Origin of the sequence: Granulicella paludicola (genome assembly GCF_025685545.1) — a bacterium.
Lineage (GTDB): Bacteria > Acidobacteriota > Terriglobia > Terriglobales > Acidobacteriaceae > Granulicella > Granulicella paludicola.
Genome location: NZ_JAGSYC010000021.1, coordinates 80436 through 103177 on the forward strand (window position 1 = coordinate 80436; position 22742 = coordinate 103177).

Sequence of the window (22742 nt, forward strand, 5' to 3'; positions counted from 1 at the left end):
GCTCGGGCAGTTAAAGGGCTCGTCTTATATAGTTAAGTTCTGATTATGGCTCAGCAAGATACAGTTCGATCAAGATCAAGAGTGTGGCTCTGGGTGACACTGGCGCTGGTGGTAGTCGCCGTCCTGTTCTACATTCGCAACAGCAGCCAGCGGTTGCCGGTCCGCGTCGCCTCGGTGGAGCGCCGCGATATCACGCGCACGGTCTCGACCAACGGTAAAGTCGTACCCTCCGTGGACTTTCAGGCTCATGCGCCGGTGGGCGGCGAGATTAGAGACCTGTTTGTCTCTCTCAACCAGAACGTCAAAGCTGGCGAATCGCTGATACGTATGAGCGACTCGGTCGCCCGCAAAGATATTGCAGCTGCGGAGGCGGTACTTGCCTCCGCGCAGTCGCAACTGAATGCGATGCGCCGAGGCGGAACGCAGGACGAGCGTCTTTCCTCCAAAAGCGATCTCGACGCCGCGCTGCAGCAGCAGCGACAGGCTGCGGCCACGCTGGAGACGACAAAGCGGCTTCACGCGCAGGGGGCGGCATCTCAAAACGAGGTGGCTAACGCCCAGCAGCGATTGACGGACGCCGACATGAAGGTGAACCAGTTGCAGACGCGACGCGTCAGCCGCTACAACGCCGAGGATCTGAGCACGCAGCAGGCACAGGTCGCGCAAGCCGAGGCTGGACTCGCCGCCGCGCGAGCAGAGCTCGCAGCGGTTGATGTGAAAGCACCCTTCGACGGCACAGTGTATGCCATTCCGGTATCGAAGTACGACTTCGTTCAGGGAGGCGAGGCGCTGCTCGATGTGGCCGACCTCTCCAAATTGGAGGTGCTCGCCTACTTCGACGAGCCGGATGTAGGCCGTCTCGCTATCGGTCAGCCCGTGGAGATCGTCTGGGATGCCAAGCCGAATCTCATGTGGCACGGACATATCATTGAAGCACCGACCACCATCATCACCTACGGCACGCGCAACGTCGGCGAATGTCTGATTACGGTCGACGATGCGCACGGCGATCTATTGCCGAATACGAACGTGACCATCAAGGTGACCACCCTGCTGCACAAGAACGTGCTGTTGTTGCCGCATGAGGCGCTACACACCGACAGCGGCAGCAACTACGTCTACCGTGTGATTGGAGATCGACTGGTGAAGACCCCTGTGCAGGTCGGCGTCGTCAACCCGGTCAGCGCAGAGATCACAGGCGGGCTGAAAGAGGGTGACAAGGTCGCCCTGAATCCGACAACCGAAGGGGACCTCAGCGACGGCCTCCACATAAAGGCTGAAAACTGATCACTCATTTCCATCGATTCGCTTGCTCTGTTGTGCTGGCTGGAATGACCTCGACCGGCTGCTACGCTGCCACCGCTGCGCCGTCAGCGAACGCTGAACGCATCCTTGTCGATGGCCGCGTAGACGATGCCATCCATTTATTGCAAGGCGAGCTTTCTGCCAACCCGAATGACGGAGACGCTCACCTTCTGCTTTGCCGCGCCTATCTCGCCGAGCGAGCACTGGACGAGGCTGTACGCGAGTGCGAGTCTGCTGTCAGGCTTAATCCCCGCAGCGCTGTCGTGCAGGACTGGCTGGGTCGGGCTTATGGCGTAAAAGCCGATAATGCTGGGCCGCTCACAGGCATCAAGCTGGCCCTTCGGGTGCGAGATGCCTTTCAGTCAGCGGTGAACCTTGACCCCCACAATCGAGAGGCGATCAACGATCTCGCCGAGTACTACACTGGCGCGCCGTCCGTTGTAGGCGGCGGGTTCGATAAGGCGTTGGCTCTGGCAGGCACGGTCGAAGGAGAGTATCCACAGCTCGCGCACCGTATTCGTGGTCGGGCTGCCGAGAAGCAGAAGGACTACGGCACCGCAGAGCGAGAGTACCGTGCCGCGATTGCGGTCAAGAATGCACCTGATGCCTGGGTCGATCTCGGTGGCATGTTCAAGCGCCGGAAGCAGACCAACCCAGCGATTGACGCCATTCAACATGCATTTGCTGCGGATAAGGCTAAGGATGACGCTCTCGTCGATGGCGCAAGCTTTCTAATCGATATGAACGTACAGCCTGACGCCGCCTTAAAGGCCCTGCAGCAGTACCTTGCCAGCAACGCGAAGACTGATCAAGCGCCAGTCATCCAGGTCCACGTGCTCATCGCCAAGATCCTGGATAGGAATGGCGACAAGACAGGCGCCACCAACGAACTCAACAAGGCCCTCGCTCTCGCATCAAATTATGCTCCCGCCAGGCGGGCGCTACAGGAACTCTGAGACACTTGAAACTGAGTATGACATCGCAACCTACAAGCTCGACGCGGCGTTCAATCACACGGCTGGCCTTCGGGGCTGCGTTTCTAGCCGTCTCGGCGACTGCGTGTTCTGCCCAGATGTCGCTGACCGCCGCCGTCGATCTGGCATTGAAGGCCGATCCCCGGGTCCGCATGGCACGCGCAAGCGTCGCCAAAGCTGAGGCCGTCGTCTCTGAGGCACGCGACGTGTATATCCCGAGTGTCGGTATCAAAGGCGGCTATGGCGCCTCCACCGGCGTGCCGCTCAGTGTCCCTGTCGTCTTCAGTCTTGCCAGTAACTCGTTAATTTTCGACTTCTCGCAGAAGGACAACGTGCGTGCGGCCAATGATGGTCTAAAGGCAGCGCAGCTGGCCTTACTCGACGCGCAGGCGGTGACCTCAGAGGACACCGTTGTCACCTATCTGAACCTGAACAATGCCGAGCGCCGCCACGCCGCTATGCTGGACGAATCTCTCTACGCAAACCGCCTGGCTACGATCGTGCAACAGCGTCTCGACGCCGGGCAGGACAACCGCATGGACCTGCTCAAGGCCAAACGCGCCGCTGCCCAGATTCGCCTGGCCACGCTAAACAACGAGGACGAGATCGCCAACCTCACACAGCATCTGAGCCAGTTGCTTGGGCTGCCCGGAACCGCCGTTGCGACGGTCAGCGAGTCGGTGCCACCCCTTCCCGATCCATCCAGTATTCAACTTGCCAGCGATGACAGTTATGGCGTCCAGTCCGCCTTTGCCGTCGCGAAAAGCAAGCAGGAATCCGCCTTTGGCGAAGCACGTTACCGCTACCATCCGCAGGTTGCTTTCGGCGCGAACTATAGCCGTATTTCTACGTCGCACACCAGCTACTCGCTCTATTACCCGGGATTCGTCAATCAGCACTCGGACAACGCGCTTTCCGCCGGCATAGAGATTACGATCCCTATCTTCGACTACGAGCACCGGGCCCACGCCCGCGAGTCGCAGGCGGAGGCTATCCGCGCCATGGCCGAGGCTGAAAACAATCGCGTCCAGTTTCTCGAGGGTCGTGCAAAGACTCAGCGTTCTCTCGCCGAGCTCTCCGCCAAGGGCGAGATCGCGCACCTCGACCGCTCCATTGCGCAAGAGCAGCTTGATGCGATTCTCATCCAGCTCAACAGCAGCAGCTCGTCCGAAGGCAGCGGCCCGATGATGACCCCCAAAGACGAGCAAAACGCTCGACTGCAGGAGCGCCAGAAGACCGTCGACATGCTCACCTCCGAGCAGGAGCTGCAGCAGGCGGAAATCGGACTGCTACGCCAGAATGGCCAATTGGGAGACTGGCTCAAACAGGCGCTCCGTGCACAGGATGCTCTGCCCGTAACTCATTGATTCGCAGTGCGCGTCCCTCCTGATCAAACACTCTCAAACCTATTCCGGTGTTCTACTCCCCAGCCGATTCCTCCACCCCAAAACCCGGCGTTGACCGGCAGAAAATGGTAAACTAGGTGTTGATATGCCACTCAAGACACTCTTCCTAAACCCGCCTTCTTTTGAAAACTTTGATGGTGGCGCCAGCTCCCGCTGGCCCGCGACCCGTGAGATCGAGTCCTATTGGTACCCCGTCTGGCTGGCTTACCCTGCCGGCATGCTCGAGGGTTCCAAGCTCCTCGACGCCCCGCCCCACCACGTGAGCGCGGAAGAGACCATCGAGATGGCCAAGAGCTACGAGTTCCTCGTCCTCTTTACCTCCACCGTCGGCTGGTCGGGCGATCACGCTCTGGCACGCGCTATCAAAAAGGCGAACCCGACCATCAAGATCTGTTTCGTCGGTCCCCCGGTGACCACCGACCCCGACCGCGCGCTCAACGAGTGCGAAGCCCTTGACTTCATCTGCCGCCGCGAGTTCGACTACACCGTCGTCGAGTACGCCAACGGCAAGCCGCGCCACGAGATTCTCGGCATCTCCTATAAAGACGAGAACGGCGTTATCCAGCACACACCCGATCGCCCGCAGGTCGAAGACCTCGACGCAATGCCCTGGGCGACTAAGATTTACAAGCGCGACATGGACGTCACCAACTACAACGTGCCGTTCCTGCTCCACCCTTACATCTCGCTCTACTCCACTCGCGGCTGCCCGGCACAGTGCACCTTCTGCCTATGGCCGCAGACGCTTTCGGGTCACGCGTGGCGCAAGCGCTCCACTGATGACGTGGCAGCCGAACTCGCCTGGGCCAAGGAGAACTTCCCGCACGTCAAGGAGTTCTTCTTCGATGACGACACCTTTAATATCCAGAAGGACCGCACCATCGAGCTCTGCGCAAAGCTCAAGCCGCTGAACATCACCTGGTCCTGCACCTCGCGTACCACTACCCACCGCGACACACTGAAGGCCATGAAGGATGCGGGCTGCCGCCTGCTCATCGTCGGCTTTGAGTCTGGCGATCCGCAGATCTTGAAGAACATCAAGAAGGGCTCCACCGTCGAGCGCGCTCGCGAGTTCGTCAAGGACTGCCATGACCTCGGACTCATCATCCACGCCGACTTCATCCTTGGCCTGCCCGGTGAGACGAAGGAGTCGATCCGCAACACGATCAACTTCGCCAAGCAGCTCGATTGCGAGACCATCCAGGTCTCCGTCGCGCACGCCTACCCTGGCACCGAGTTCTACGACTACGCGAAGAAGAACGACTTCATCACCAACGAAAAGATGGAGGATGGCGGCGGTCACCAGATGGCACACATCGAGTACCCCGGCCTGCCCACCGAGTACGTCATGGAGATGGTGCACAAGTTCTACGACGAGTATTACTTCCGCCCGAAGGCTGCAGCCCGCGTTGTGTGGAAGGCCATCGTGAACCGCGATGTTCCCCGTCTCTACGTCGAAGCCAAAGCCTTCATGAAGCTCCGCTCGCAGCGCAATAAGGCTGCTCGCGCGAAGGCTGAAGAGAATGCGTTGAAGGCTCAGGAATCCGTGAGCATGAACGCTTAAGAGTTGAAAGCACTCGAATGAAAGCGGCGGGCTGCGGCCTGCCGCTTTTGTTTGTCTTCCCCGGTAGATCGGACCGCAGACCTATAAGAGTTATAGCTGATGCCAGGCCAAGACTCTGATTTACGATAAAAGTTCCAGTCCAGGCCCTGCGCCTACTGCGGCCCAGCCATCATCTAAATCCTATTCATGAAGCATTCTTTATCCTCGTCGCAGTATGGAATTCTCGCAGCCATCGTGCTAAGCGCCTCTATCGGAGACACTCTGCTCTCCAAAGGCATGTCGCAGATAGGCGCTGTTGACCCGCATCATCTCGGGCTACTCTTTCACGCGCTCTTCAATCCCTACATCGTGATCGGCATCATTCTGCTCATCGGCTTCTTCGCCTGCTACACACAGGCTCTAAGCTGGGCAGATCTCACCTTCCTGATGCCCGCCACCTCGCTGAACTATGTTGTCATTGCCCTGCTGGGCCGCTTCTGGCTGCATGAGACTCTTTCTTGGTCTCGCTGGCTCGGTATCCTCATCATTGTGTGCGCAGTCGGCTTCGTTGCTGGGGGCCCGGCACGCACCGAGCATGGCGACCCCAAACATCCCGGCCTCGACCAGATGGACTCCGGGGTGGCTCTGTGAGCCCGACTGTGCAAACGACCGCGCATCTCTTCCACGTCTGGGGAGCGATTACCTTTGTTGCTGCGCTCGCAGTCGCCGGCGAGGTCCTCATCGCCGCTGGCATGCGCTCGATCGGAGACCTGGACGTCATCCGCGCGGACAGTGGCCTGCCCGGAGCGATCCGTGCGGTCCTCACCAACGGCAGCTTCGTGATCGGTGCGCTCTGCATGGCTTTGAACTTCTTCGCCATGCTCTACGCTCTCAGTAATGCAGACCTCACCCTCGCAGCCCCGGCCATCGCATCGCTCACCTATATCGGCAACGCCATCGCTGCAAAGATGTTCTTGCGTGAAGCGGTCGATCACCGTCGCTGGCTTGCGGTCGTCTTCGTCATCGTCGGCGTCATACTCATCTCGCGTTAGGCTGGAGCCTATACGAAGCCGAGATTTGCTGTAGCGAACGTGCCGATATTTGGAAACACCGTAGCGAGTTGGTTTGCCGGAACACCGAACCAGCTTGCCAGTGTCGCTGCGTACTGAACGCTGCCTGTTGAGGGGATCCAGCGACCGTTCGTTCCTGAGTCGTCTGTCCCGCCCAGTACTAGTGACGGGAAGGTTCCGTACAGGCTTCCGCCTTTGACCGCGCCACCGAAAACAATGTGGTGCGATCCCCACGCATGATCGGTTCCAGTGTTCGAATTTGGCTGGAAGGTGCGCGCAAAGTCTGACATCGTGAATGATGTAACTTGGTTCGCAATGCCCATCTCCGTGGTCGAGTTGTAGAACGCCAGCATCGCCGGGCTGATCTGCGACAGCAGTGAAGCCTGCAGCGCTACTTGATTCGAGTGCGTGTCGAAGTTTCCGATGCCGCAGAAGAAAATCTGCCTTTGAACTCCCAAGGCAGCACGCACCTGGATGATCTGCGAGATTTGCTTTAGCTGCGCCCCAAGCCCCGTTGCTGGAAACACTGTTGTCAACGGTGTCACCGACTTCGTCGCTGCCGTCAATGTCGCCGCGTAGCTGTACGCATTGCTGGTGATGTGGTCGTCCGCAGTAATGAGAGACACGCCGGAGTTGAAGGTGATGAGCGACTGGGCTGCGGTCTGCCGTGCGCTGCACTCCGAACCCTCCGAGCACGATGCACCTCCGAGATTTCCCGGCGACACAGACACAGGCGTCGTTGAAACGCCATTGCAGAAAAGCGTATCGCCTGCTACCGAGGTCACCATAGGGATTGTCGCGCTGGTGTTGTAGCTGCCGCTCAATACGTCCGAGACTCTGCCCGCCCATCCGGTCGTGGTAACCCCACTCGCCGCTGCATTCTGCCACTCCTCCTGCTGATCAGGATGCGAATAGAGGTTCGACGGATTCGCCGTACCAGCCTGATACTGCGCCTTCGTCAATGGCTGGGTCAGTGTGCCGACGTTGGTAATCAGCGCAGCCGCTCCGCTGTTATAAAGCGACTGAATTTCAGGCAGGCTTGGATGCAAACCGTAGTTGACACCATTCAGCCCAAGCAGCGTGTTCTGCGCAAGCGCGATCGAACTGCCGCCAGCCGTTCTCACCGACGAATAGCGGCCGTATCCGGCAGTATCTGTCGGGATGACCATATTGTTTGCGTCATTGCCGCCGTATAAAAAGATGCAAACCAGCGCCTTGTAGTCCGGCGTGGTAGCCGCTAGCGCGTTCAGCGCTCCGAACGGACGCATCCCGGCAAGATTGCCCGCTGCTGCGAGTGAAGCGTACTTGATAAAGCTGCGGCGACGAAGTTGCATAAGCCCTGCTTCCTTTCGCTTCGAAGATAGCTTCGAGCGAGCTAGTGAATGATCTTGTACTGCGAGGACGTGATGACGAGATACACAGCAACCCGAACACGCTGGGCGTTCGAGGTCAGCGGCGTGATGGCATTGATGATGGTCGTTCGCATGTTTGCCGGCATCTGCGAGTGCATGAAAACCTTGCCCAGATAGTCCGTCAAGTTCGCTGGATTCGTAGCCATCACACCCAGTGCGCTTGTGTTCGAAAGATCGACTGTGAAGCTCGCGATCTTATTGTTCACGATGGAGTCTGCCAGCGACAGCTGCAGGATCGAGGTTGCCGAGTTTTCATTGCCAAACTCCGGCGCATTCAAGGTGGTACCCGGAATCACATAGTCCGGCGGGAAGAAGTTGAAGACCGAGTTGGCGCGATAGGGACGTTCGCCAAGAGTCGTAGTGTAGTTGGAAAGGTTGTAGTAGGCGCCATTCGGATCGGCGTTTGTGAAGTTGAGTGCCCGCATCATCGCAGTCATAAACAAGATGGGTTCACGCAAATGACCGCCGTTATAACTGGCATTCGTATCACCGGCTCTTGCTTCGGTGTCCATAAGAATCGCTCGAAGCACGGCCTGCATGTCGCCACGAACTCCGTTGCCGTTGTTTGCAAAGATCGCCGCTACGCGTGAGACATACGCCGGGCTTGGCGTGCTGGTGACGAGATGCTGAATCAGCTGAGTACAAACGAACGGCCCGACATTCGAGTCAGCAAAGATGTTCCCCAGAGCTCCGTCAAGGTCCTGCTCAGCCGTACCGCCAGCATTCAACACTGTGCCATTCAGGAGTGTCTTCGCCGTGGTGTCGTGATACTTCGCCACTGCCACCATCGGATCGTTGTAATCGCCAGAGTTGTTGGGAAATTTCGTCACTGCTGCGCCACCCGGATTTGCAAGTGTCCATCCGGTATAAGCGCGAGCAAAGGCCTGCACCTGCGCCTGCGTATAGCTTGGGATCGGCGCGCCCATACTATCCAATTGATGCGTGCCGTCCTGATTCAATGCATACAGGCCAATCGTAAACAGCTGCATGTTCTCACGTGCGTAGTTCTCATTCGCAATCTGTCCTGCTGCCGGCGCTGCACTGTTCATCATGTTGAGGTAGCCGCCCATCGCAGGCGAAAGCGTGACGTCCTTCATGATCGTTGCAAAGTTACCGAAAGCGTCATTTGCCAGAGCGTTGTGGAACTGCGGAATCGCCTGCCCGGGAATCGACTGCGTCGAGACGACAAACATCTCCGACAGGGCGAACGCCACACGTTGACGCAACTGGTCCGGCCCTGTGATCGCCGTCGTCCACCATTCTGACTCGGCGCAGGGATACGCTGTGTTGCTGGAAAGGCAGACCGCTGGAAACGGGCTTACCGGTATCGATGCGAGCACTGTTGTCGGCATGTTGAACTGCTGCATCAGGTACGCATTCATGCCGACGGATTGCACCTGCGCAATACTCGCTGCCGTGGGACCGAAGCTGGTCTGATCGAGGAACCGTGCGGCCTCGGTTGGGGTCGCTGCCACATAGCTGAGGTTCGCCGTCAACGCAGAGGAGTTGACCGCGCCGGGATTCGGATTACTCACCATGACGGTGAGAGTCGTCGTGCCGCTTGGAACGTTCACAGTCGCCTGCAGCTCCGTCGACGAAACATACGTAGTCGTTAAGGCCGTTCCATTAGCGAGGATCACCGCGCCGGATACGAAATTGCTTCCGATTACATCGATGCTGTAGCTGAGAGTGCTGCCAACCTGCGTGACCGTTGTGCTGCTCAGCACAGCAATTGGATTCAGCAGGCTTTCCGTTACCGTAGCTGTCGCGGTAGCCGATGCCGCGCTGACAACTGAAACCGTCACCGAGGTCGTACCAGGCATGGCGGCAGGCGCCGTGTACAAACCGCTAGACGAGATTGTGCCTGTAGCGTTCGATCCCCCGGCAACGCCGTTCACCTCCCATACAACCGCAGTATTTGCACTGCCGCTGACGATCGCGGCGAATTGCGTCGTTTCACTAAGGCGCACCGTTGTCGCGCCGCTCAGCGCAACCGTCACGGAGGGCGTGCTGCCGGAGCCGGTCGATCCCCCCGAACAACCTGCAAGAAACGCCAGGGCAAGAAGTGCGGTCGCCGATGGGGTCTTCGGTGACGCACGAAACAAACGCAAATGCAGCATAGAGCAGCCTCCACATTTCGCAACGCGACACAAAACGAGATCGGTTGGCAGAAAGGGTCGTTAGCAACACTAAACCCAGTCTTCCAACTTAGTTTTGAATATTCTCTGTTTTATTTCGAGGCGAGTTCCAGCGCAGCACGAGGGGGCTTACAGCAGTCGCATCAGTCCACTTCCGGGAAGGTCAGCCGTTACGAACGAACGACCGCTGATCTTCTCTGCCGCAAGCCGTCCGCTGCGAACCGCGCCCTCCATCGTCGAAGGCCAACCTGTCTGCGTCCAGTCACCCGCAAGATAGAGGCCATCCCCAGCAACATCCTGCGCCGGGCGATAGCGATCGAGTCCCGGCACCACAGAGAAGGTAGCCCGCGCCTCCTTCAAGATGCCTGACTTCAACAGTGTCGCTTGCTTCACCGCCGGAAAGAATCGTGCCAGTTCCTCGAGCGAAGATGCGAGGAGCTGCTCACGCGTATCGTGCAACTCGGCAAAGGAAGCACTGATACAGAGCTCAAGATATTGCCCGGGCAACGAATCAGCCGGCGCCGGCTCAAAGCGACGAATCAGCGTTTTATTGAAGACCCACTGAATCCGCGTCTCGAGCAGCGCTGCATGTTCCAGCTCTGTCACCTCGCGATCGAACCACAGGTGCAGCGTCGTGATCGGAGCATGAATAAAGTGCTGCATCAGCGGCAGCGTTCTCTCGCGCTGCGGCGACGACTCGTCAAGCGTCACCAGCAGCCGCTGCACCTGCTCGAACGGCAGCGCCAGCAGCAACTTCGGTGCCTGCATCCGCGTGCCATCGGAGGCCGTCGTCTGCCATAGGCCATTGCTCAGCCGCTCGATGCGGTCGACGCTTGTACGCAGATGCATCTCGGTTCCCTGTTGTTCTGCAAGATCGGCCACCGCCGCATAGAACTCCGAGAGAGGCTGCGCAGGAATACCGAGCCGACCACCCTGCGCGGACTTCAGGAAGGATTCGTAGAAAACCTGCCCTGCGTAACGAGTTGAGCATCGATCGAAGGTGTCATTGAGAGCACCCACGATGATCGGTTCCCAGAAGTGAAGGATCGCGTTCTGCGTTTGCTTCGTTCGCTTCAGCCAGGCGGCGAACGACTCGTCGTCGGTCGCAGGATAGCCGCGCATAAACTCCAGCAGCCCTAGCGCGATGCGACTCTTGTCTGCAAGAGAAAGCATCGAAGCCCGCAGAAAACTCAGCGACGAATGTCCTGGCGAAGGTAGACCGCTCGGGCCAATCACGCTCCTGCGCGCGGGCCCACCAGCAGTGCCTGGCTCTAGAAAATTGTAGTGGTCATACCAGCGGATATGCTTGTCCGCTCCCGAAAGCTGGCAGAGGTCTATGAGGTTGGTGCAGCATCCAAGCAGTACATGCTGCGAGTCGATGACTTCCTCGAGAGCTGGATGCGCGTACGAGTAGGCGCGACCTCCGACATAGGGCTTACGCTCCAGTAAGGCAATGCGAGTGCCCTGCTTCGACAGCGCCACCGCTGCCGCGAGTCCAGCGAGTCCAGCTCCTACGATCAGCACCTCGGGTTGATTCGCGCTCGTCATCCCAGTACTCGCGTCAGCAGAGACTGTGCAACACCCACGCCGAGAATCGACAGCTTCTGCGACGTCGGAACCGACACACGCTCACGAAAGATGGCCGCAGGATCAGCAGCAATGCGATCAAGCAGACGGTGATAGATGCGAACCAATACCAGCATCGCTGGCCGTGAATCCGCATCGAGCAGCGGGATCAAACGATCGGCGCTCAGGTATAACGTCTGCGCCGTCAGCTCAAAGCCACGCAGCAGAGCCAGTTCGTTCGGCTGAATGGTCGCGCCATTCGCCAACTCTAGGATGCGCGAAGGATCGACCGCGTTCTCACGCAGCTGATCTGCTGAAAGATAGATACGCCCGCGCTCGGCATCTTCCTTCACATCGCGCAGAATGTTGGTCAGCTGGAACGCTACGCCGGTGTCGATGGCGAGCTGCTCGGCTTTCCTGTCGGTATAGCCGAAGATACGGATGCAGACGAGTCCCACGACCGAAGCCACAAGATAGCAGTAATGATGCAACGCCGCAAAGCTCTCGTAGACCTGCAGGGTCTTGCCATCCATCTCGTACAGCACGACGCCCTCTGGTTGTGACTGCAGGTCGAGCGTAGTTCCAGCAACGAGCTGCTCCAGCAACTCATCGGTGATGCCAAACCGCTTCTGCGAATCGTTCACTGCGAGAAAGACGGGATCGCTGGTCGGCGCAGACCGCGAGGCGCGCCAGTCTGCCGTCCATGCGGCCATTGCTGCTCGCCGCTGGTCGAGCGACATCGATTCATCATCGCTCAGGTCGTCGGCCTTGCGCATGAACGCGTAGATCGCACACATCGCATCTGACTTGTGCTGCGGCAACACGCGAAAGGAGTAGTAAAAATTCTTAGCTTCGCGCTTGGCGATCGCACGGCACTCTGCGTACGCTGCGACCAGCGAAGGACTCTGGGGTTCGGTCATCGTCGCACTCATGCAGCCTTCCTTCGACTTGACGGTTGCAGACTCGCCGTCAGCTTCCCCAGCAGCGCGCCGCCGAGGAGCTTCAACTTCGCTACCTTCGTCACAACGGGGCGCGCCTTCAGCGTGTTGTAATCCTGAGCCGCAATTGCATCGAGGATCGCAAGACCACCCTTGACGAAGAGCGATAGCGTTGCGGCGAGCTCGGCATCGACAAGGGTGACAATGCGCTGACCACTAATGAGCCGGGCTCGAGCGTCGTCGACGAGGAACTGCATCATGGCGCGAACATTGGCGTCAAAGTATCGCGTAAGGAGCTGCTCATTCGACACACCAAAACGCTCCATCGCATCCGCTGGAATGTAGCGCCGACCACGCTCGGCATCTTCCACGATGTCCTGGTAGAAGTTGGCAAGTTGCAGGCCCGTACAAATCTCGTCGGACAGCCGCATCAACTCATCGGAGGTATACCCGCAAACCAGAAGCACAAGTCGCCCAACAGGATTTGCAGAATAACGGGAATATTCTTCGAGCGTCGCGAGCGAGGCATGATGCGTGTAAACCTGATCCTGTTCGAAGGCGGAGATCAGATCGTCGAAGGGTTGTATCGGCAGGTTGCGCTGAGCGATGGTCGGCTGCAAGGCGACGAAGACTGGATGCCTGGAAAGTGCCGGTGTTGCGAAGCATTCGTGCAGCATCGCACGCCACTCGCTCAACAAGCGCGTGGCCGTCGCAGTGTCCGCGACCTCGTCTCCCAAGTCATCCGACGTGCGGCAGAAGGCATAGACGCTGTGGAAGTGGGGTCTCAACTGCGTTGGTAGAAAAAACGTTGCCACGTGGAAGTTCTCGTAGTGCGTGGTCGCAAGTGTCTTGCACCAGGCCTGCGCTTCCTCCAGCGAGGGACGCTGCGTCGGCGTGCGATAGAGCTCCGGTGCACCGAGCAACTGAGTATCGACTACAGCGCTCATGCGACCTCCACGGCCACTGCCTCGGCGGCTGGGACACCGGCATGCGGATGCGGATAGATCGCGATCTTGATCTCCGGTGCTGTGCCTTCGGCTGGTCGCGTCAACATACCGCGGAAGACCTCAGGTAATTCTTCAAGCGTGGACGAACCTGTAAGGAAGTCTTCACACAAGAAACGTCCAGAGCAGAGCAGATCGAACGCCGCGCGCGCAGTGGAAGGTGTGTGGTGAAAGCTGGCCTTGATATTCAAATCGGAGTAATGGATCAGGTTAGTGTCGAACGCTGCAATGGTTCCTGCGGGCGGCCCACCGAAAAGGTTTACCAGACCGCCCTTGCGCGCCAATTGCACGGCCCACTGCCAGGCCTCCGGCGTGGCTACGGCTTCGAAGACGACATCTGCACCGCGACCCTCCGGCGTCAGCGCGCGGGCTGCCGCGATGGGGTCTTCGACATCTGCGAGCCGAACGACTTGCTTAGCTCCAAAGTGCTCGGCCGTAGCGATCTGATCCTTACGCTTAACCACCGCGATCACGTTTAGGCCCTGAAGCGAGGCCGCATGAATGAAGAGCAGCCCAATAGGTCCGGCACCCAGGACAATCGCTGTCTGTCCAGCCGTTACGTCCGACTGCTCAAGTCCCCTCATTACGCAGGCCAGCGGCTCCGTCAGCGCGGCATGTTGAAACGGCATCGACTCCGGGAGAGTCAGCGTATTCTTCTCGACGATCCGCGCGGGGATACGGATGTACTCGGCGTAGGCTCCGTTGTTGAAGAGCAGGTCGTCGCAGAGGTTTTGCTGACCTGCCTTGCAGAAGAAGCAGATGTCGCAGGGCGCGGAGTTCAGCGGCACCACACGATCTCCGACGGCAAAGCGCGTGACGCCTTCTCCTGTTGACACCACAGTTCCAGCGAGTTCGTGGCCGAACAGGCGATCGAGCGTCAGCATCTTGGCGTGATAGCCGCGGCGATAGACCTTCAAATCGGTTCCGCAGGTCAGCGCAGCACCTACGCGGAGTACGAGTTCGCCGGGTCCTGCAACAGGAACCGCGACCTGCTCTATCGCAAGATCTTCCTTGCCACGCAGAACAGCGGCTGTCATCGTCTTGCCTGGTACATCGATCTGACCGGAGTATGAGACTTGGTTGGCCATCTCTCTATTTTCTCATCCATGGGATGCTTTGTGACGCGATCCACAGGATGCTGCATCTGATAACCTGAGCCTTAATCGACCCATGCCATTCGCCTCCCCAGAAGCGCTCGCAAAAAAGATCATCGGTTCGGTGCAAGAGTACTCGCTGCTCTCTGCCCGCGCTGTCGGAAATCTGTTCAGCAAGCCGCGCTACATCGCGGACACTTTTACACAGATGGACTCGATCGGCTTTGGATCGGTGCCGATTGTGGTGCTGACGGGCTTTTTTACCGGCTGCGTGCTGGCGTTGCAGGCCGCCGTTTCGCTGAAGGAGTTTGGCGCGGTCAATATGACCGGGCGGCTTGTTTCCCTGTCGATGGTGAAGGAGCTCGGGCCGGTTTTGACTGGACTGATGGTCTCCGGTCGAAATACTTCCGGTATGGCAAGCGAGCTAGGCTCGATGAAGGTCTCGGAACAGATTGACGCGATGCGCGCGCTGGGCACAGACCCTATTCGCAAGCTGGTGGCGCCAAGACTTGTGGCTTCTGTGGTGATGCTATTCTTCCTGACGATCATCGCGGATGCCTGCGGTACCGCCGGCGGCGCTGCGGTTTCAGTGCTGCTGCTGCGTCTGAACGCTGGCGAATTTCTGCATACCTCTTACATGGCTCTGCAGTATGGCGATGTGGTGGAAGGCCTGGTGAAGCCGCTCTTTTCGGGGTTCATCATCGCGACGGTGGGTTGTTATTACGGTCTGAAGACGACGGGCGGAACGCGAGGCGTCGGTCAATCGACGACGCAGGCGGTTGTGGTCGCTTCGGTGTCCATCATTCTTTGCGATTTTCTGGTGACGCAGCTGATGATCGGGATCTTCGGCCGATGAGTGAGCCTGTTTCGCAGCCTATCGTCGAGTTCCGTCACGTCTCGATCCACTTTGACGAGAACAAGGTTCTCAACGATGTGAGTTTCACCGTTGCTCACGGTGAGACGCGCATTCTTCTTGGGCCTGCAGGCGGCGGCAAAAGCGTTCTGATGAAGATCGCCAATGGTCTGATGATGCCTGATGAGGGCGAGGTGTTCATCTTCGGACAGGAGCTGAGCAAGCTGACTGAAAACGAGATGTTTGCCATGCGAGCGCATGTAGGGATGGTGTTCCAGGAGAGCGCGCTGTTTGATTCGCTCAGCGTCGAAGACAACGTTGCGTACCGACTGCAGGAGGAGCATTGCCCTGTGCAGGAGACGCATGATCGCGTGGTCGAGGCGTTGCGGTTTGTCGAACTGGAGAAGGCGATCGACAAATTTCCTTCGGAGTTGAGCGGCGGAATGCGACGACGCGTTTCGATTGCTCGGGCGATTGTGAGCAAGCCCGATTTGATTCTTTACGACTCGCCGACTGGTGGTTTGGACCCGATTACTTCGAACACGATCATTGAGCTGGTCGTGAAGCAGCGCGATGTGTCGAAGACGACATCCCTGTTGATTACGCATCGTTTGCAGGATGCGTTTACGCTGGCGACGCATCGGTTCAATCAGGAAACTGGACACATGGAGCCGATTCCGGATGGCGGAATCGATCCGAGCACGCAGTTTCTGGTGCTGAATGAAGGGCATGTCGTGTTCGATGGATCGACTGAAGAGCTGGTTCGGACTGACGATCCGTGGTTGCGATCGTTCATCAGCTAGGGACCCCCTCCCCCCCATACTTTCAGTGCTAAAGTATTGATCCGGTTCAGGTTAAGTGTGTTTTTTGCTCATTGAAGTCTAGAAAGAAAAGCAGCACGGGAGCGGATCCCGAGCTGCTCTTTTGGTTTAACTCTCTATCTCAATTATAGAAGATTGGGAGTAGTGAATGTGCAACTCTATTTGCCTTTGAATCAGGCGGTTGCAGGATTTGGGGGTTGACAGGATTCGGGCTTAACCGACCGCTAAGGTGCGGTGGAAGAGATCGGTCGCGAGGCCGAACATGGAGCGGGCGAGTTCGGGGTCGTAGCGGACGCCCTGGTCGCGGAGGAAGGCGTGGGCTCCGTTGACTTCGTGCCAGTTCAGTTTGGCTTCGACCTCGTTGAGACGGTGGAGGACGGCCATGCGGCCTTCGGTGGGGATGTGGGGGTCCTGGCGGCCCCAGACCATGAGAAGTTCGCCCTTGATATCTCCGGCGCGGGCCATGGAATCGTCCTTCATGCCTTCGCCGAGACCGCCCTTGTGGATGTCGGTGGCGTAGAAGCAGACGGCGCCGCGGACTTCGGGGTTCATGGCGGCGCGGAAGGCGAGGTGGCCGCCCATGCAGATGCCCATGACGCCCAGACGGCCGTTGCAGTCGGGGCGGGTGGGCAGGTAGTCGAGGACGGCGCGGGCGTCGGAATCGTAGCTGGCGAGGGGCTTGGTGGTCTTGAGGGCGTTACCGCGGTCGGAACCAGCCTGATCGTAGCCGAGAACTGTACCGAGCGGTTCGTACTCGTGATATACCTCGGGAACGGCGACAATGTAGCCGTAGCTGGCGAGCTGGACGGCGGTGCGGTGGATGGGAGCTGTAACTTGAAATATCTCGGAGTAGAGGATGATTCCGGGATAGTTACCGGGAGCCGCTGGGCGGACGATGTGGGTGCGCATGACCCCGGTGGGGGTGTCGAGGTCGATGTGCTCGGTGTCGATGACGATCATGCGGACAAGTGTACGCCAAGTCCAATTTTCTCAAGATAACAGGGGCAGGCATGATGAGTCATCGGCGCAGCCAGAGCCGGCTGCGCCGATGGTTCTTACTGGTGAACGTCGAAGCGGTCCAGCATCATAACCTTGTTCCAAACTTTGACGAAGTCTGTCACAAAGCGCTGCAGCCCGTCGCTGCTGGCATACACCTCGGCGACGGCGCGGAGCTGGCTGTTTGAGCCGAAGACGAGGTCGTTCCGTAACGCCTTGAAGTGGGGCTTGCCCGTGGCGCGATCTTCAAGTGTGAAGGTCATACCCGATCCGTCCTGCTTCTTCCACTCGTAGTCCGGGCTGGTAAGAACGCTGAAGAAGTCATTCGTGAGTGTTCCTACCCTATCGGTAAAGACGCCGAAGTCCGATCCATCGTGATTGGCTCCCATCACTCGCAGGCCACCTGCCAGCGCTACCCATTCGGGTGCACTGAGAGTCAGCAGTTGGGCCTTATCAAGAAAGAGTTCCTCGGGGGCGACCCCTCTGGAGATCTCGGCGAAGTTCTCGTCGGTATAGTTGCGGAAGCCATCGACAACCGGTTTGAGCCAGTTGGTCATCTCGATATCGGTCAGCTCCTGGGTCGTGTCGCGGCGACCGGGTGTGAAGGGGACAGAAGCTGAAACTCCGGCATCCGCGGCAGCCTTCTCAACCGCCGTGCAGCCTGCGAGGACGATGAGATCGGCGAGTGAGACCTTCGCCTTCCCTGTCGACTTGCTGTTGAAGTCATCCTGTACCTTACGCAAGGCGGCGATGACGGGGACGGTACGGCGGTTGATGGACCAGTCTTTCTGCGGTGCGAGTGCGAGACGGGCACCGTTGGCACCACCACGCTTGTCACTATTGCGATAGGTGGAGGCTGCCGAGAACGCGGTAAAAACCAAATCCGAGGTCGATACGCCAGCCGCCAAGATCGATTGCTTGAGAGAGGCGATATCAGTGTCGCTGATCGTGTCGTGATCGAGTGGCGGAATAGGATCCTGCCAAAGAAGGCCGTTTTCGAGCCTCTTCTCCGAACCGAGATAGCGCTCTCGTGGGCCCATATCGCGGTGGGTGAGTTTGTACCAGGCCTTGGAGAAGGCCTGCGTAAAGGCATCGAAGTCGTTGAGGAACTTCTCGCAGACTTTCTTGTACTCGGGATCGGTCTTGAGAGCGATATCGCTGGTCATCATCATCAGTGAGTTCATCTGGCCGGGGATGTGGGCGTCAGGCGTTTTTGGAGCCTCTGCACTGACGGGAGTCCACTGCAAGGCACCCGCGGGGCTTTTGATTTGTTTCCATTCGAACTTGAAGAGGTTTTCCAGATAGCTGTTGTCCCATTGGGTGGGGTTGGGGGTCCAGCTGCCTTCGATACCGTTGGTCATGGTGTCGGCACCAGAACCGGTGCCTTTGGGATTGTGCCAGCCGAGTCCCATGGCCTCAATGGGCGACATCTCCGGCGGAGCACCGATCTTGTCGGCGGGGACCATGCCGTGGCTCTTGCCAAAGGCGTGACCACCAGCGATGAGTGCCACCGTCTCTTCATCGTTCATAGCCATCCGGGTGAAGGTGATACGAATGTCCCGGGCCGATCCCATCGGATCGCCGTTGGCATAGGGACCTTCCGGGTTCACGTAGATGAGAGCCTGGTGGGAGGCAGCGAGGGGATTCTCAAGGTCATAGTCTGGATCACCGTTCTGACCGCGCCAGCGCTTGTCTCGGTTGACCATGCTGTCAAAGGATGAGATGTGGTTGGGATCCCAGACCTCAGGTCCCCAATACGTGGAGGTGTCTGCCTCCCACGCATCACGGCGACCGCCGGCAAAGCCATAGGTCGGGAAGCCCATGATTTCGAGGGCGCAGTTGCCGGTGAGGATCATCAGGTCCCCCCAGGAAAGAGAGGCACCGTACTTCTGCTTGATCGGCCAGATGAGACGGCGCGACTTGTCAGTGTTGCCGTTATCCCACCAGCTATTGATCGGAGCGAAGCGCTGGAGGGCTTCGCCAGCGCCACCGCGACCGTCAGCGATGCGATAGGTTCCTGCCGCGTGCCAGGCCATGCGAATCATCTGCGGACCGTAGTTGCCGTAGTCGGACGGCCACCAGGCGACAGAGGAGGTGAGGAACTGCTTGATCTCCTGCTTGAGCGCCTCAAGGTCGATCTTGCTGAAGGCCTCGGCATAATCGAAGTCCGTTCCTAGTGGGTTAGCCTGAGGACCATCTCGATGGAGAAGCTCCACCTTCAGGCGGTTCGGGTACCAGTCTGGCAGCTGAGGCGGCGTACCTGCGGCACCGCCGATACGGTCACCGCCAAACGGACACTTTCCTGTCATGGAATGAGATTGTGTGTTGGTCTTGTCGTCTTTTATCTGAAGCACGTGTGTGTCCTTCTCCGATCACTCGGAACACAGGTTAGAGGGAGGGAGAAAGCATCTGTGCTGACCAGGTGCCGTGCTGGGATCGTTCTGAATTTGGTGACTTGGAGCGGCGGACCGACTCGTCGAAATTGGACAGCCGATTGTTAGATTTTCTGCGTACGGTTGTATGGATGCCGCAGGTTGCCTGCGGGGTAGCCTTGCTGCGCAATGGACTTTTGCGGCGATGGTCAACGATGCTCATCAACGAGTATCGGGTCGAAACTTCTTTTCTTTATGGAGTTTCGGACTTCTGGGTGTTCTCTCTTCGTCAGGTCTTGCAGGGGGTGACTTGTTACGAGAGATGGGGCGTTGATTTTGGATGTTCTGCCTGAGGAGAGAAGGCATAACCCAGGGGCTGAAGCCCGATTTCGGAGTGATTCGAAGTGTCTGGGCTAAAGCCCAGGACCTATCCGGAAGCAAGATCAACGGCAAGAGCAAAGAAGCAGAGGCAGAGCAAAGAAACGACAGCAAATGCGAGGGCGAGCACGGCCGATTCGTTGGACATGGATCGGTTATGCCTTCAGAATCCGGTGAGACCCGGCCCTGGAGGGTCGGGTTACCTGAGTTGAGGCCATGCATAGAAAAGCAGGTGCTTCGCTTGCACCCCAACGAATAAAGAACGTTCGTCGGGGACCCGCCTGCGCTCAGGATGACAAGGTTTCCCGACTCGTCTCTCTAGGCGGGGTTGGCGCGGAGGAGGAGGCAGGTGATGTTGTCGGAGCCGCCTCGGGATTTGGCTAGCTGAATCATGCGGTCGCAGGCGAGTTCTACGGGGAGGTGCGCGGTATCGGCGATGAGGGTGGCGAGTTCTGCGCTGCTGACGTGGCGGGTAAGGCCGTCGGAACAGAGGAGAAGCGAGTCGCCGGGGTTCAGGGTAGCGTCGAAGAGGTCGGGGGCGACGTCGGGGTCGGCGCCAATGGCGCGGGTGATGACGGACTGGTAGACGGAGCGCTCGGCTTCGAGGGGGGTCATGAGGCCGCGGCGGACCTGCTCGGCGACGAAGGAGTGGTCGTGGGTGAGTTGGTCGGCGGTATCGGCGTGGAAGAGGTAGGCGCGGCTGTCGCCGACGTTGAGGACGGTGGCGAGGTCGCCGACGATGCGGGCGGCGACGAGGGTGGAGCCCATGCCGCGAAGCTTCATGTCAAAGGCGGCGTGCGCGAGGACGGCGCGGTTGGCGGCAGCGGCAGCGCGGAGCATAGAGCAGCGGGTACATTCGGGGTTAGCGTCGCGGAGGCTGAGGAGTTCCTGGCGGGCGACGTCGAGGAAGGTGTCGACGGCGATGCGGCTGGCGACCTCGCCACCGGCGGCTCCACCCATGCCGTCGCAGACGACGTAGAGGCCAAGCTCGTTGTCGATGCCGAAGCTGTCCTGATTATTGCGGCGGACGAGACCTACGTCGGTCTGGGCGGCAGCGTCGATCTTCGGTGCGACGATCATGCTTGGAGTCCTTACAACTTTGCAGGGAACGCTGGGGCCAGAGAAACAGTCCGCACGCCAGTATAGCCGATGAGATGGCGTAGTGCGAGGCGGTTCGCAGGAGAGGGGCGTGAGGACAGGGCCAGATGCGGATTCCTGCGCTTCGCTACGGAATGACAAAAAGAGGGGCGGGAGAAGCACAGCCCCGGGGGCTAAAGCCCCAAATTTCACTGAGCTTCGAACGGACGGGCTGAAGCCCGTCCCCTTCAAAACAGCATCTAATCCGACCTTCCCGAAGACGCGGGGGGTTCCCTGAGCGGCTGGTGGGCGATGGGGAGCGAGAAGGTGAAGACGGAGCCTTCACCCAGCTGGCTGGTGACGGCGAGGGTGCCGTGGTGGGCTTCGAGGATGGCTCGGCTGATGGCAAGGCCCATGCCGGTGCCGGAGGTGAGACCAGTTTGGGTGCTGGCGCGGTAGAAGCGCTCGAAGATGAGTTCCTGCTCGGAGGTGTCGATGCCCTGCCCGTGGTCGGCGACGGAGACGAGGACGGCGTTGGGGCGGGTTTCGGCGGAGAGGAAGATGGGCGAGGCGGAGGGTGAGTACTTGGCGGCGTTTTCGAGGAGGTTGGCGAGAACTTTTTCGATGTAGCCGGCGTCGGCGAGAACGGGGGGCAGCGCGGGGACCTGTTGATGGAGTTCGTGGCCAGTGAGAGCGGTGGCGCAGGCGCGCAGTGTCGAGGTGATGACGTCGGCGAGGTCGGTGGGCACGAAGGTCATGTGAACCTCCTGCGCGTCGAGCTGGGCCATCTCGACGGCCTGGGAGACGAGGCGGTCGAGGCGGTCGGTCTCTTCGTCGATGACGGTGAGGAGGTCGCGCTGGGATTCGAGATCGAGGGCGTTCGCGCCGCAGGGGTCGTGAAAGAGGAGCGTCGTGGCTGAGGCTTTGATCGCGGTGAGCGGGGTGCGGAGCTCGTGGGTGATGGAGTCGATCATGAGTGCGCGGAGGCGTTCGCTCTCCTTGGCGGCGTCGGCGCGGGAGACGTCTTCGAGGGCCTGGGCACGGTCGATGGAGACGCTGATGAGGCCGCCGATAGCTTCGAGGGTTTCAGGAGAGAGATGCACGGACTTGAGGATGAGCAGACCGCGGGGACGAACGCCGACGTGGAGCGGGATGCGGGCTTCGCGCTGGCCGAAGTGCGTGGCAGTGGTGCTGTCGGTGGTGGTGTCCGCTGAGGGCAGGGTGAGGGCGAGCTGGCGCATGCCGATTTCGTCCATGGGTATGGCTGCGGGGTCGCCGGCGAGGTAGCGACGGTCGCCGTCGAGGAGATAGAGCACGACGGCGTCGGCGTGGGTGACGAGGAGGATGGCGGGAGCAATGGAGTTGAGCAGGCCGGCTACGTTTTCTGTCTGGAGGAGCTCGCGGCTGAGGGTGTAGAGGACTTCAAGCTCACGTTGGCGAAGGCGGGCGTCGGCTGCTTCCTCGCGAACACGTTCGGATAGACGGGCTCCGACGACCGAGGTGGCGAGGAACGCGAAGAGGGCGAGCCAGTTCTGAGGGTCGTTGATGATGAGCGTGCCGATGGGCGGCAGGAAGTAGTAGTTGTAGAGAAAGGTGGCGGCAATGGAGGTGACGACGGCGTAGCGCAGACCCCAGCGCGCGGCGAGAAAGAGGATGAAGAGAAGCAGCGTGAGAGCGACGGTGGTCTGATTGACATGGAGCCAGCGACGATCTACGACTACAATTCCGGCAAGGACCAAGGCTGCGGTTGCCCACTTGACGACGGCGATGACACGCTGAGAGTTCACAAAGGAGA

The 22742-nt window shown here is 59.2% G+C and carries 18 protein-coding genes; 8 read left to right on the forward strand and 10 right to left on the reverse strand.

The window, feature by feature from the left end; genetic code table 11:
• Positions 1–93 precede the first annotated feature (93 nt).
• The 6 genes from OHL14_RS04875 (at position 94) to OHL14_RS04900 (ending at position 6280) form a co-directional block, all read left to right on the forward strand.
• Positions 94–1287 (forward strand): efflux RND transporter periplasmic adaptor subunit, encoded by a 1194-nt coding sequence (locus tag OHL14_RS04875; protein WP_263378201.1) that lies wholly within the window; start codon positions 94–96, stop codon positions 1285–1287.
• A 44-nt stretch (positions 1288–1331) separates the two neighbouring features.
• The gene (locus OHL14_RS04880; RefSeq protein WP_263378202.1) at positions 1332–2261 is read left to right on the forward strand and encodes a tetratricopeptide repeat protein; all 930 of its coding nucleotides are present in this window, start codon (positions 1332–1334) and stop codon (positions 2259–2261) included.
• Positions 2262–2278: 17 nt separating this feature from the next.
• A complete protein-coding gene (locus OHL14_RS04885) occupies positions 2279–3646 on the forward strand; it encodes a TolC family protein (protein ID WP_263378203.1) in 1368 nt (455 codons plus the stop codon).
• Between the two features lie 124 nt (positions 3647–3770).
• The gene (gene hpnJ, locus OHL14_RS04890) at positions 3771–5249 is read left to right on the forward strand and encodes a hopanoid biosynthesis associated radical SAM protein HpnJ (protein WP_263378204.1); all 1479 of its coding nucleotides are present in this window, start codon (positions 3771–3773) and stop codon (positions 5247–5249) included.
• 186 nt (positions 5250–5435) lie between these two features.
• Positions 5436–5879, forward strand: coding sequence for a DMT family transporter (locus OHL14_RS04895; protein ID WP_263378205.1), 444 nt, complete (start codon positions 5436–5438; stop codon positions 5877–5879).
• Positions 5876–6280, forward strand: coding sequence for an EamA family transporter (locus OHL14_RS04900; RefSeq protein ID WP_263378206.1), 405 nt, complete (start codon positions 5876–5878; stop codon positions 6278–6280). Before OHL14_RS04895 ends, OHL14_RS04900 begins: the two co-directional genes overlap by 4 nt.
• 8 nt (positions 6281–6288) lie before the next feature.
• Here OHL14_RS04900 and OHL14_RS04905 read toward each other — a convergent pair whose 3' ends face one another.
• From OHL14_RS04905 to OHL14_RS04930, 6 genes are all read right to left on the reverse strand, one after another.
• Positions 6289–7632 carry a DUF1501 domain-containing protein gene (locus OHL14_RS04905; RefSeq protein WP_263378207.1) on the reverse strand — a complete coding sequence of 448 codons (1344 nt, stop codon included), beginning with the start codon at positions 7630–7632 and terminating at the stop codon, positions 6289–6291.
• A gap of 41 nt (positions 7633–7673) precedes the next feature.
• Positions 7674–9830: a DUF1800 domain-containing protein gene (locus OHL14_RS04910; protein ID WP_263378208.1), complete on the reverse strand. Its 2157-nt coding sequence runs from the start codon at positions 9828–9830 to the stop codon at positions 7674–7676.
• A 147-nt stretch (positions 9831–9977) separates the two neighbouring features.
• The gene (gene hpnE / locus OHL14_RS04915) at positions 9978–11396 is read right to left on the reverse strand and encodes a hydroxysqualene dehydroxylase HpnE (RefSeq protein WP_263378209.1); all 1419 of its coding nucleotides are present in this window, start codon (positions 11394–11396) and stop codon (positions 9978–9980) included.
• Positions 11393–12346 carry a phytoene/squalene synthase family protein gene (locus OHL14_RS04920; protein ID WP_263378210.1) on the reverse strand — a complete coding sequence of 318 codons (954 nt, stop codon included), beginning with the start codon at positions 12344–12346 and terminating at the stop codon, positions 11393–11395. The genes hpnE and OHL14_RS04920 overlap by 4 nt, the downstream gene beginning before the upstream one ends.
• Positions 12343–13299, reverse strand: a complete 957-nt coding sequence (hpnC, locus tag OHL14_RS04925; RefSeq protein WP_263378211.1) for a squalene synthase HpnC — start codon at positions 13297–13299, stop codon at positions 12343–12345. The genes OHL14_RS04920 and hpnC overlap by 4 nt, the downstream gene beginning before the upstream one ends.
• Complete coding sequence (locus tag OHL14_RS04930) at positions 13296–14444, reverse strand: zinc-dependent alcohol dehydrogenase (protein WP_263378212.1); 1149 nt, start codon at positions 14442–14444, stop codon at positions 13296–13298. The genes hpnC and OHL14_RS04930 overlap by 4 nt, the downstream gene beginning before the upstream one ends.
• 82 nt (positions 14445–14526) lie before the next feature.
• On the opposite strand from OHL14_RS04930, the gene OHL14_RS04935 reads away from it, so the two are divergent.
• Positions 14527–15306 (forward strand): MlaE family ABC transporter permease, encoded by a 780-nt coding sequence (locus tag OHL14_RS04935; RefSeq protein WP_263378213.1) that lies wholly within the window; start codon positions 14527–14529, stop codon positions 15304–15306.
• Entirely contained in the window at positions 15303–16106 is an 804-nt protein-coding gene (locus tag OHL14_RS04940) for an ABC transporter ATP-binding protein (RefSeq protein WP_263378214.1), read from the forward strand. The genes OHL14_RS04935 and OHL14_RS04940 overlap by 4 nt, the downstream gene beginning before the upstream one ends.
• A gap of 231 nt (positions 16107–16337) precedes the next feature.
• On the opposite strand, the gene OHL14_RS04945 is transcribed toward OHL14_RS04940, so the two are convergent.
• The 4 genes from OHL14_RS04945 to OHL14_RS04960 form a co-directional block, all read right to left on the reverse strand.
• Positions 16338–17084, reverse strand: coding sequence for a dienelactone hydrolase family protein (locus OHL14_RS04945; protein WP_263378215.1), 747 nt, complete (start codon positions 17082–17084; stop codon positions 16338–16340).
• A 95-nt stretch (positions 17085–17179) separates the two neighbouring features.
• Positions 17180–19429, reverse strand: a complete 2250-nt coding sequence (gene katG, locus OHL14_RS04950) for a catalase/peroxidase HPI (RefSeq protein ID WP_263378216.1) — start codon at positions 19427–19429, stop codon at positions 17180–17182.
• A gap of 759 nt (positions 19430–20188) precedes the next feature.
• Entirely contained in the window at positions 20189–20950 is a 762-nt protein-coding gene (locus OHL14_RS04955; protein ID WP_263378217.1) for a PP2C family protein-serine/threonine phosphatase, read from the reverse strand.
• 257 nt (positions 20951–21207) lie between these two features.
• The gene (locus OHL14_RS04960; RefSeq protein ID WP_263378218.1) at positions 21208–22734 is read right to left on the reverse strand and encodes a sensor histidine kinase; all 1527 of its coding nucleotides are present in this window, start codon (positions 22732–22734) and stop codon (positions 21208–21210) included.
• Positions 22735–22742: the final 8 nt, after the last annotated feature.

Excerpts from the sequence above, each read along its gene's own strand:
- hpnE (WP_263378209.1), bottom strand. The coding sequence starts at position 11,396 with ATGACGAGCGCGAATCAACCCGAGGTGCTGATCGTAGGAGCTGGACTC.
- hpnJ (WP_263378204.1), top strand. The coding sequence starts at position 3,771 with ATGCCACTCAAGACACTCTTCCTAAACCCGCCTTCTTTTGAAAACTTT.
- OHL14_RS04955 (WP_263378217.1), bottom strand. The coding sequence starts at position 20,950 with ATGATCGTCGCACCGAAGATCGACGCTGCCGCCCAGACCGACGTAGGT.
- OHL14_RS04880 (WP_263378202.1), top strand. The coding sequence starts at position 1,332 with ATGACCTCGACCGGCTGCTACGCTGCCACCGCTGCGCCGTCAGCGAAC.
- OHL14_RS04895 (WP_263378205.1), top strand. The coding sequence starts at position 5,436 with ATGAAGCATTCTTTATCCTCGTCGCAGTATGGAATTCTCGCAGCCATC.
- OHL14_RS04945 (WP_263378215.1), bottom strand. The coding sequence starts at position 17,084 with ATGATCGTCATCGACACCGAGCACATCGACCTCGACACCCCCACCGGG.
- OHL14_RS04910 (WP_263378208.1), bottom strand. The coding sequence starts at position 9,830 with ATGCTGCATTTGCGTTTGTTTCGTGCGTCACCGAAGACCCCATCGGCG.
- katG (WP_263378216.1), bottom strand. The coding sequence starts at position 19,429 with ATGACAGGAAAGTGTCCGTTTGGCGGTGACCGTATCGGCGGTGCCGCA.
- OHL14_RS04885 (WP_263378203.1), top strand. The coding sequence starts at position 2,279 with ATGACATCGCAACCTACAAGCTCGACGCGGCGTTCAATCACACGGCTG.
- OHL14_RS04905 (WP_263378207.1), bottom strand. The coding sequence starts at position 7,632 with ATGCAACTTCGTCGCCGCAGCTTTATCAAGTACGCTTCACTCGCAGCA.
- OHL14_RS04940 (WP_263378214.1), top strand. The coding sequence starts at position 15,303 with ATGAGTGAGCCTGTTTCGCAGCCTATCGTCGAGTTCCGTCACGTCTCG.
- OHL14_RS04935 (WP_263378213.1), top strand. The coding sequence starts at position 14,527 with ATGCCATTCGCCTCCCCAGAAGCGCTCGCAAAAAAGATCATCGGTTCG.
- OHL14_RS04920 (WP_263378210.1), bottom strand. The coding sequence starts at position 12,346 with ATGAGTGCGACGATGACCGAACCCCAGAGTCCTTCGCTGGTCGCAGCG.
- hpnC (WP_263378211.1), bottom strand. The coding sequence starts at position 13,299 with ATGAGCGCTGTAGTCGATACTCAGTTGCTCGGTGCACCGGAGCTCTAT.
- OHL14_RS04930 (WP_263378212.1), bottom strand. The coding sequence starts at position 14,444 with ATGGCCAACCAAGTCTCATACTCCGGTCAGATCGATGTACCAGGCAAG.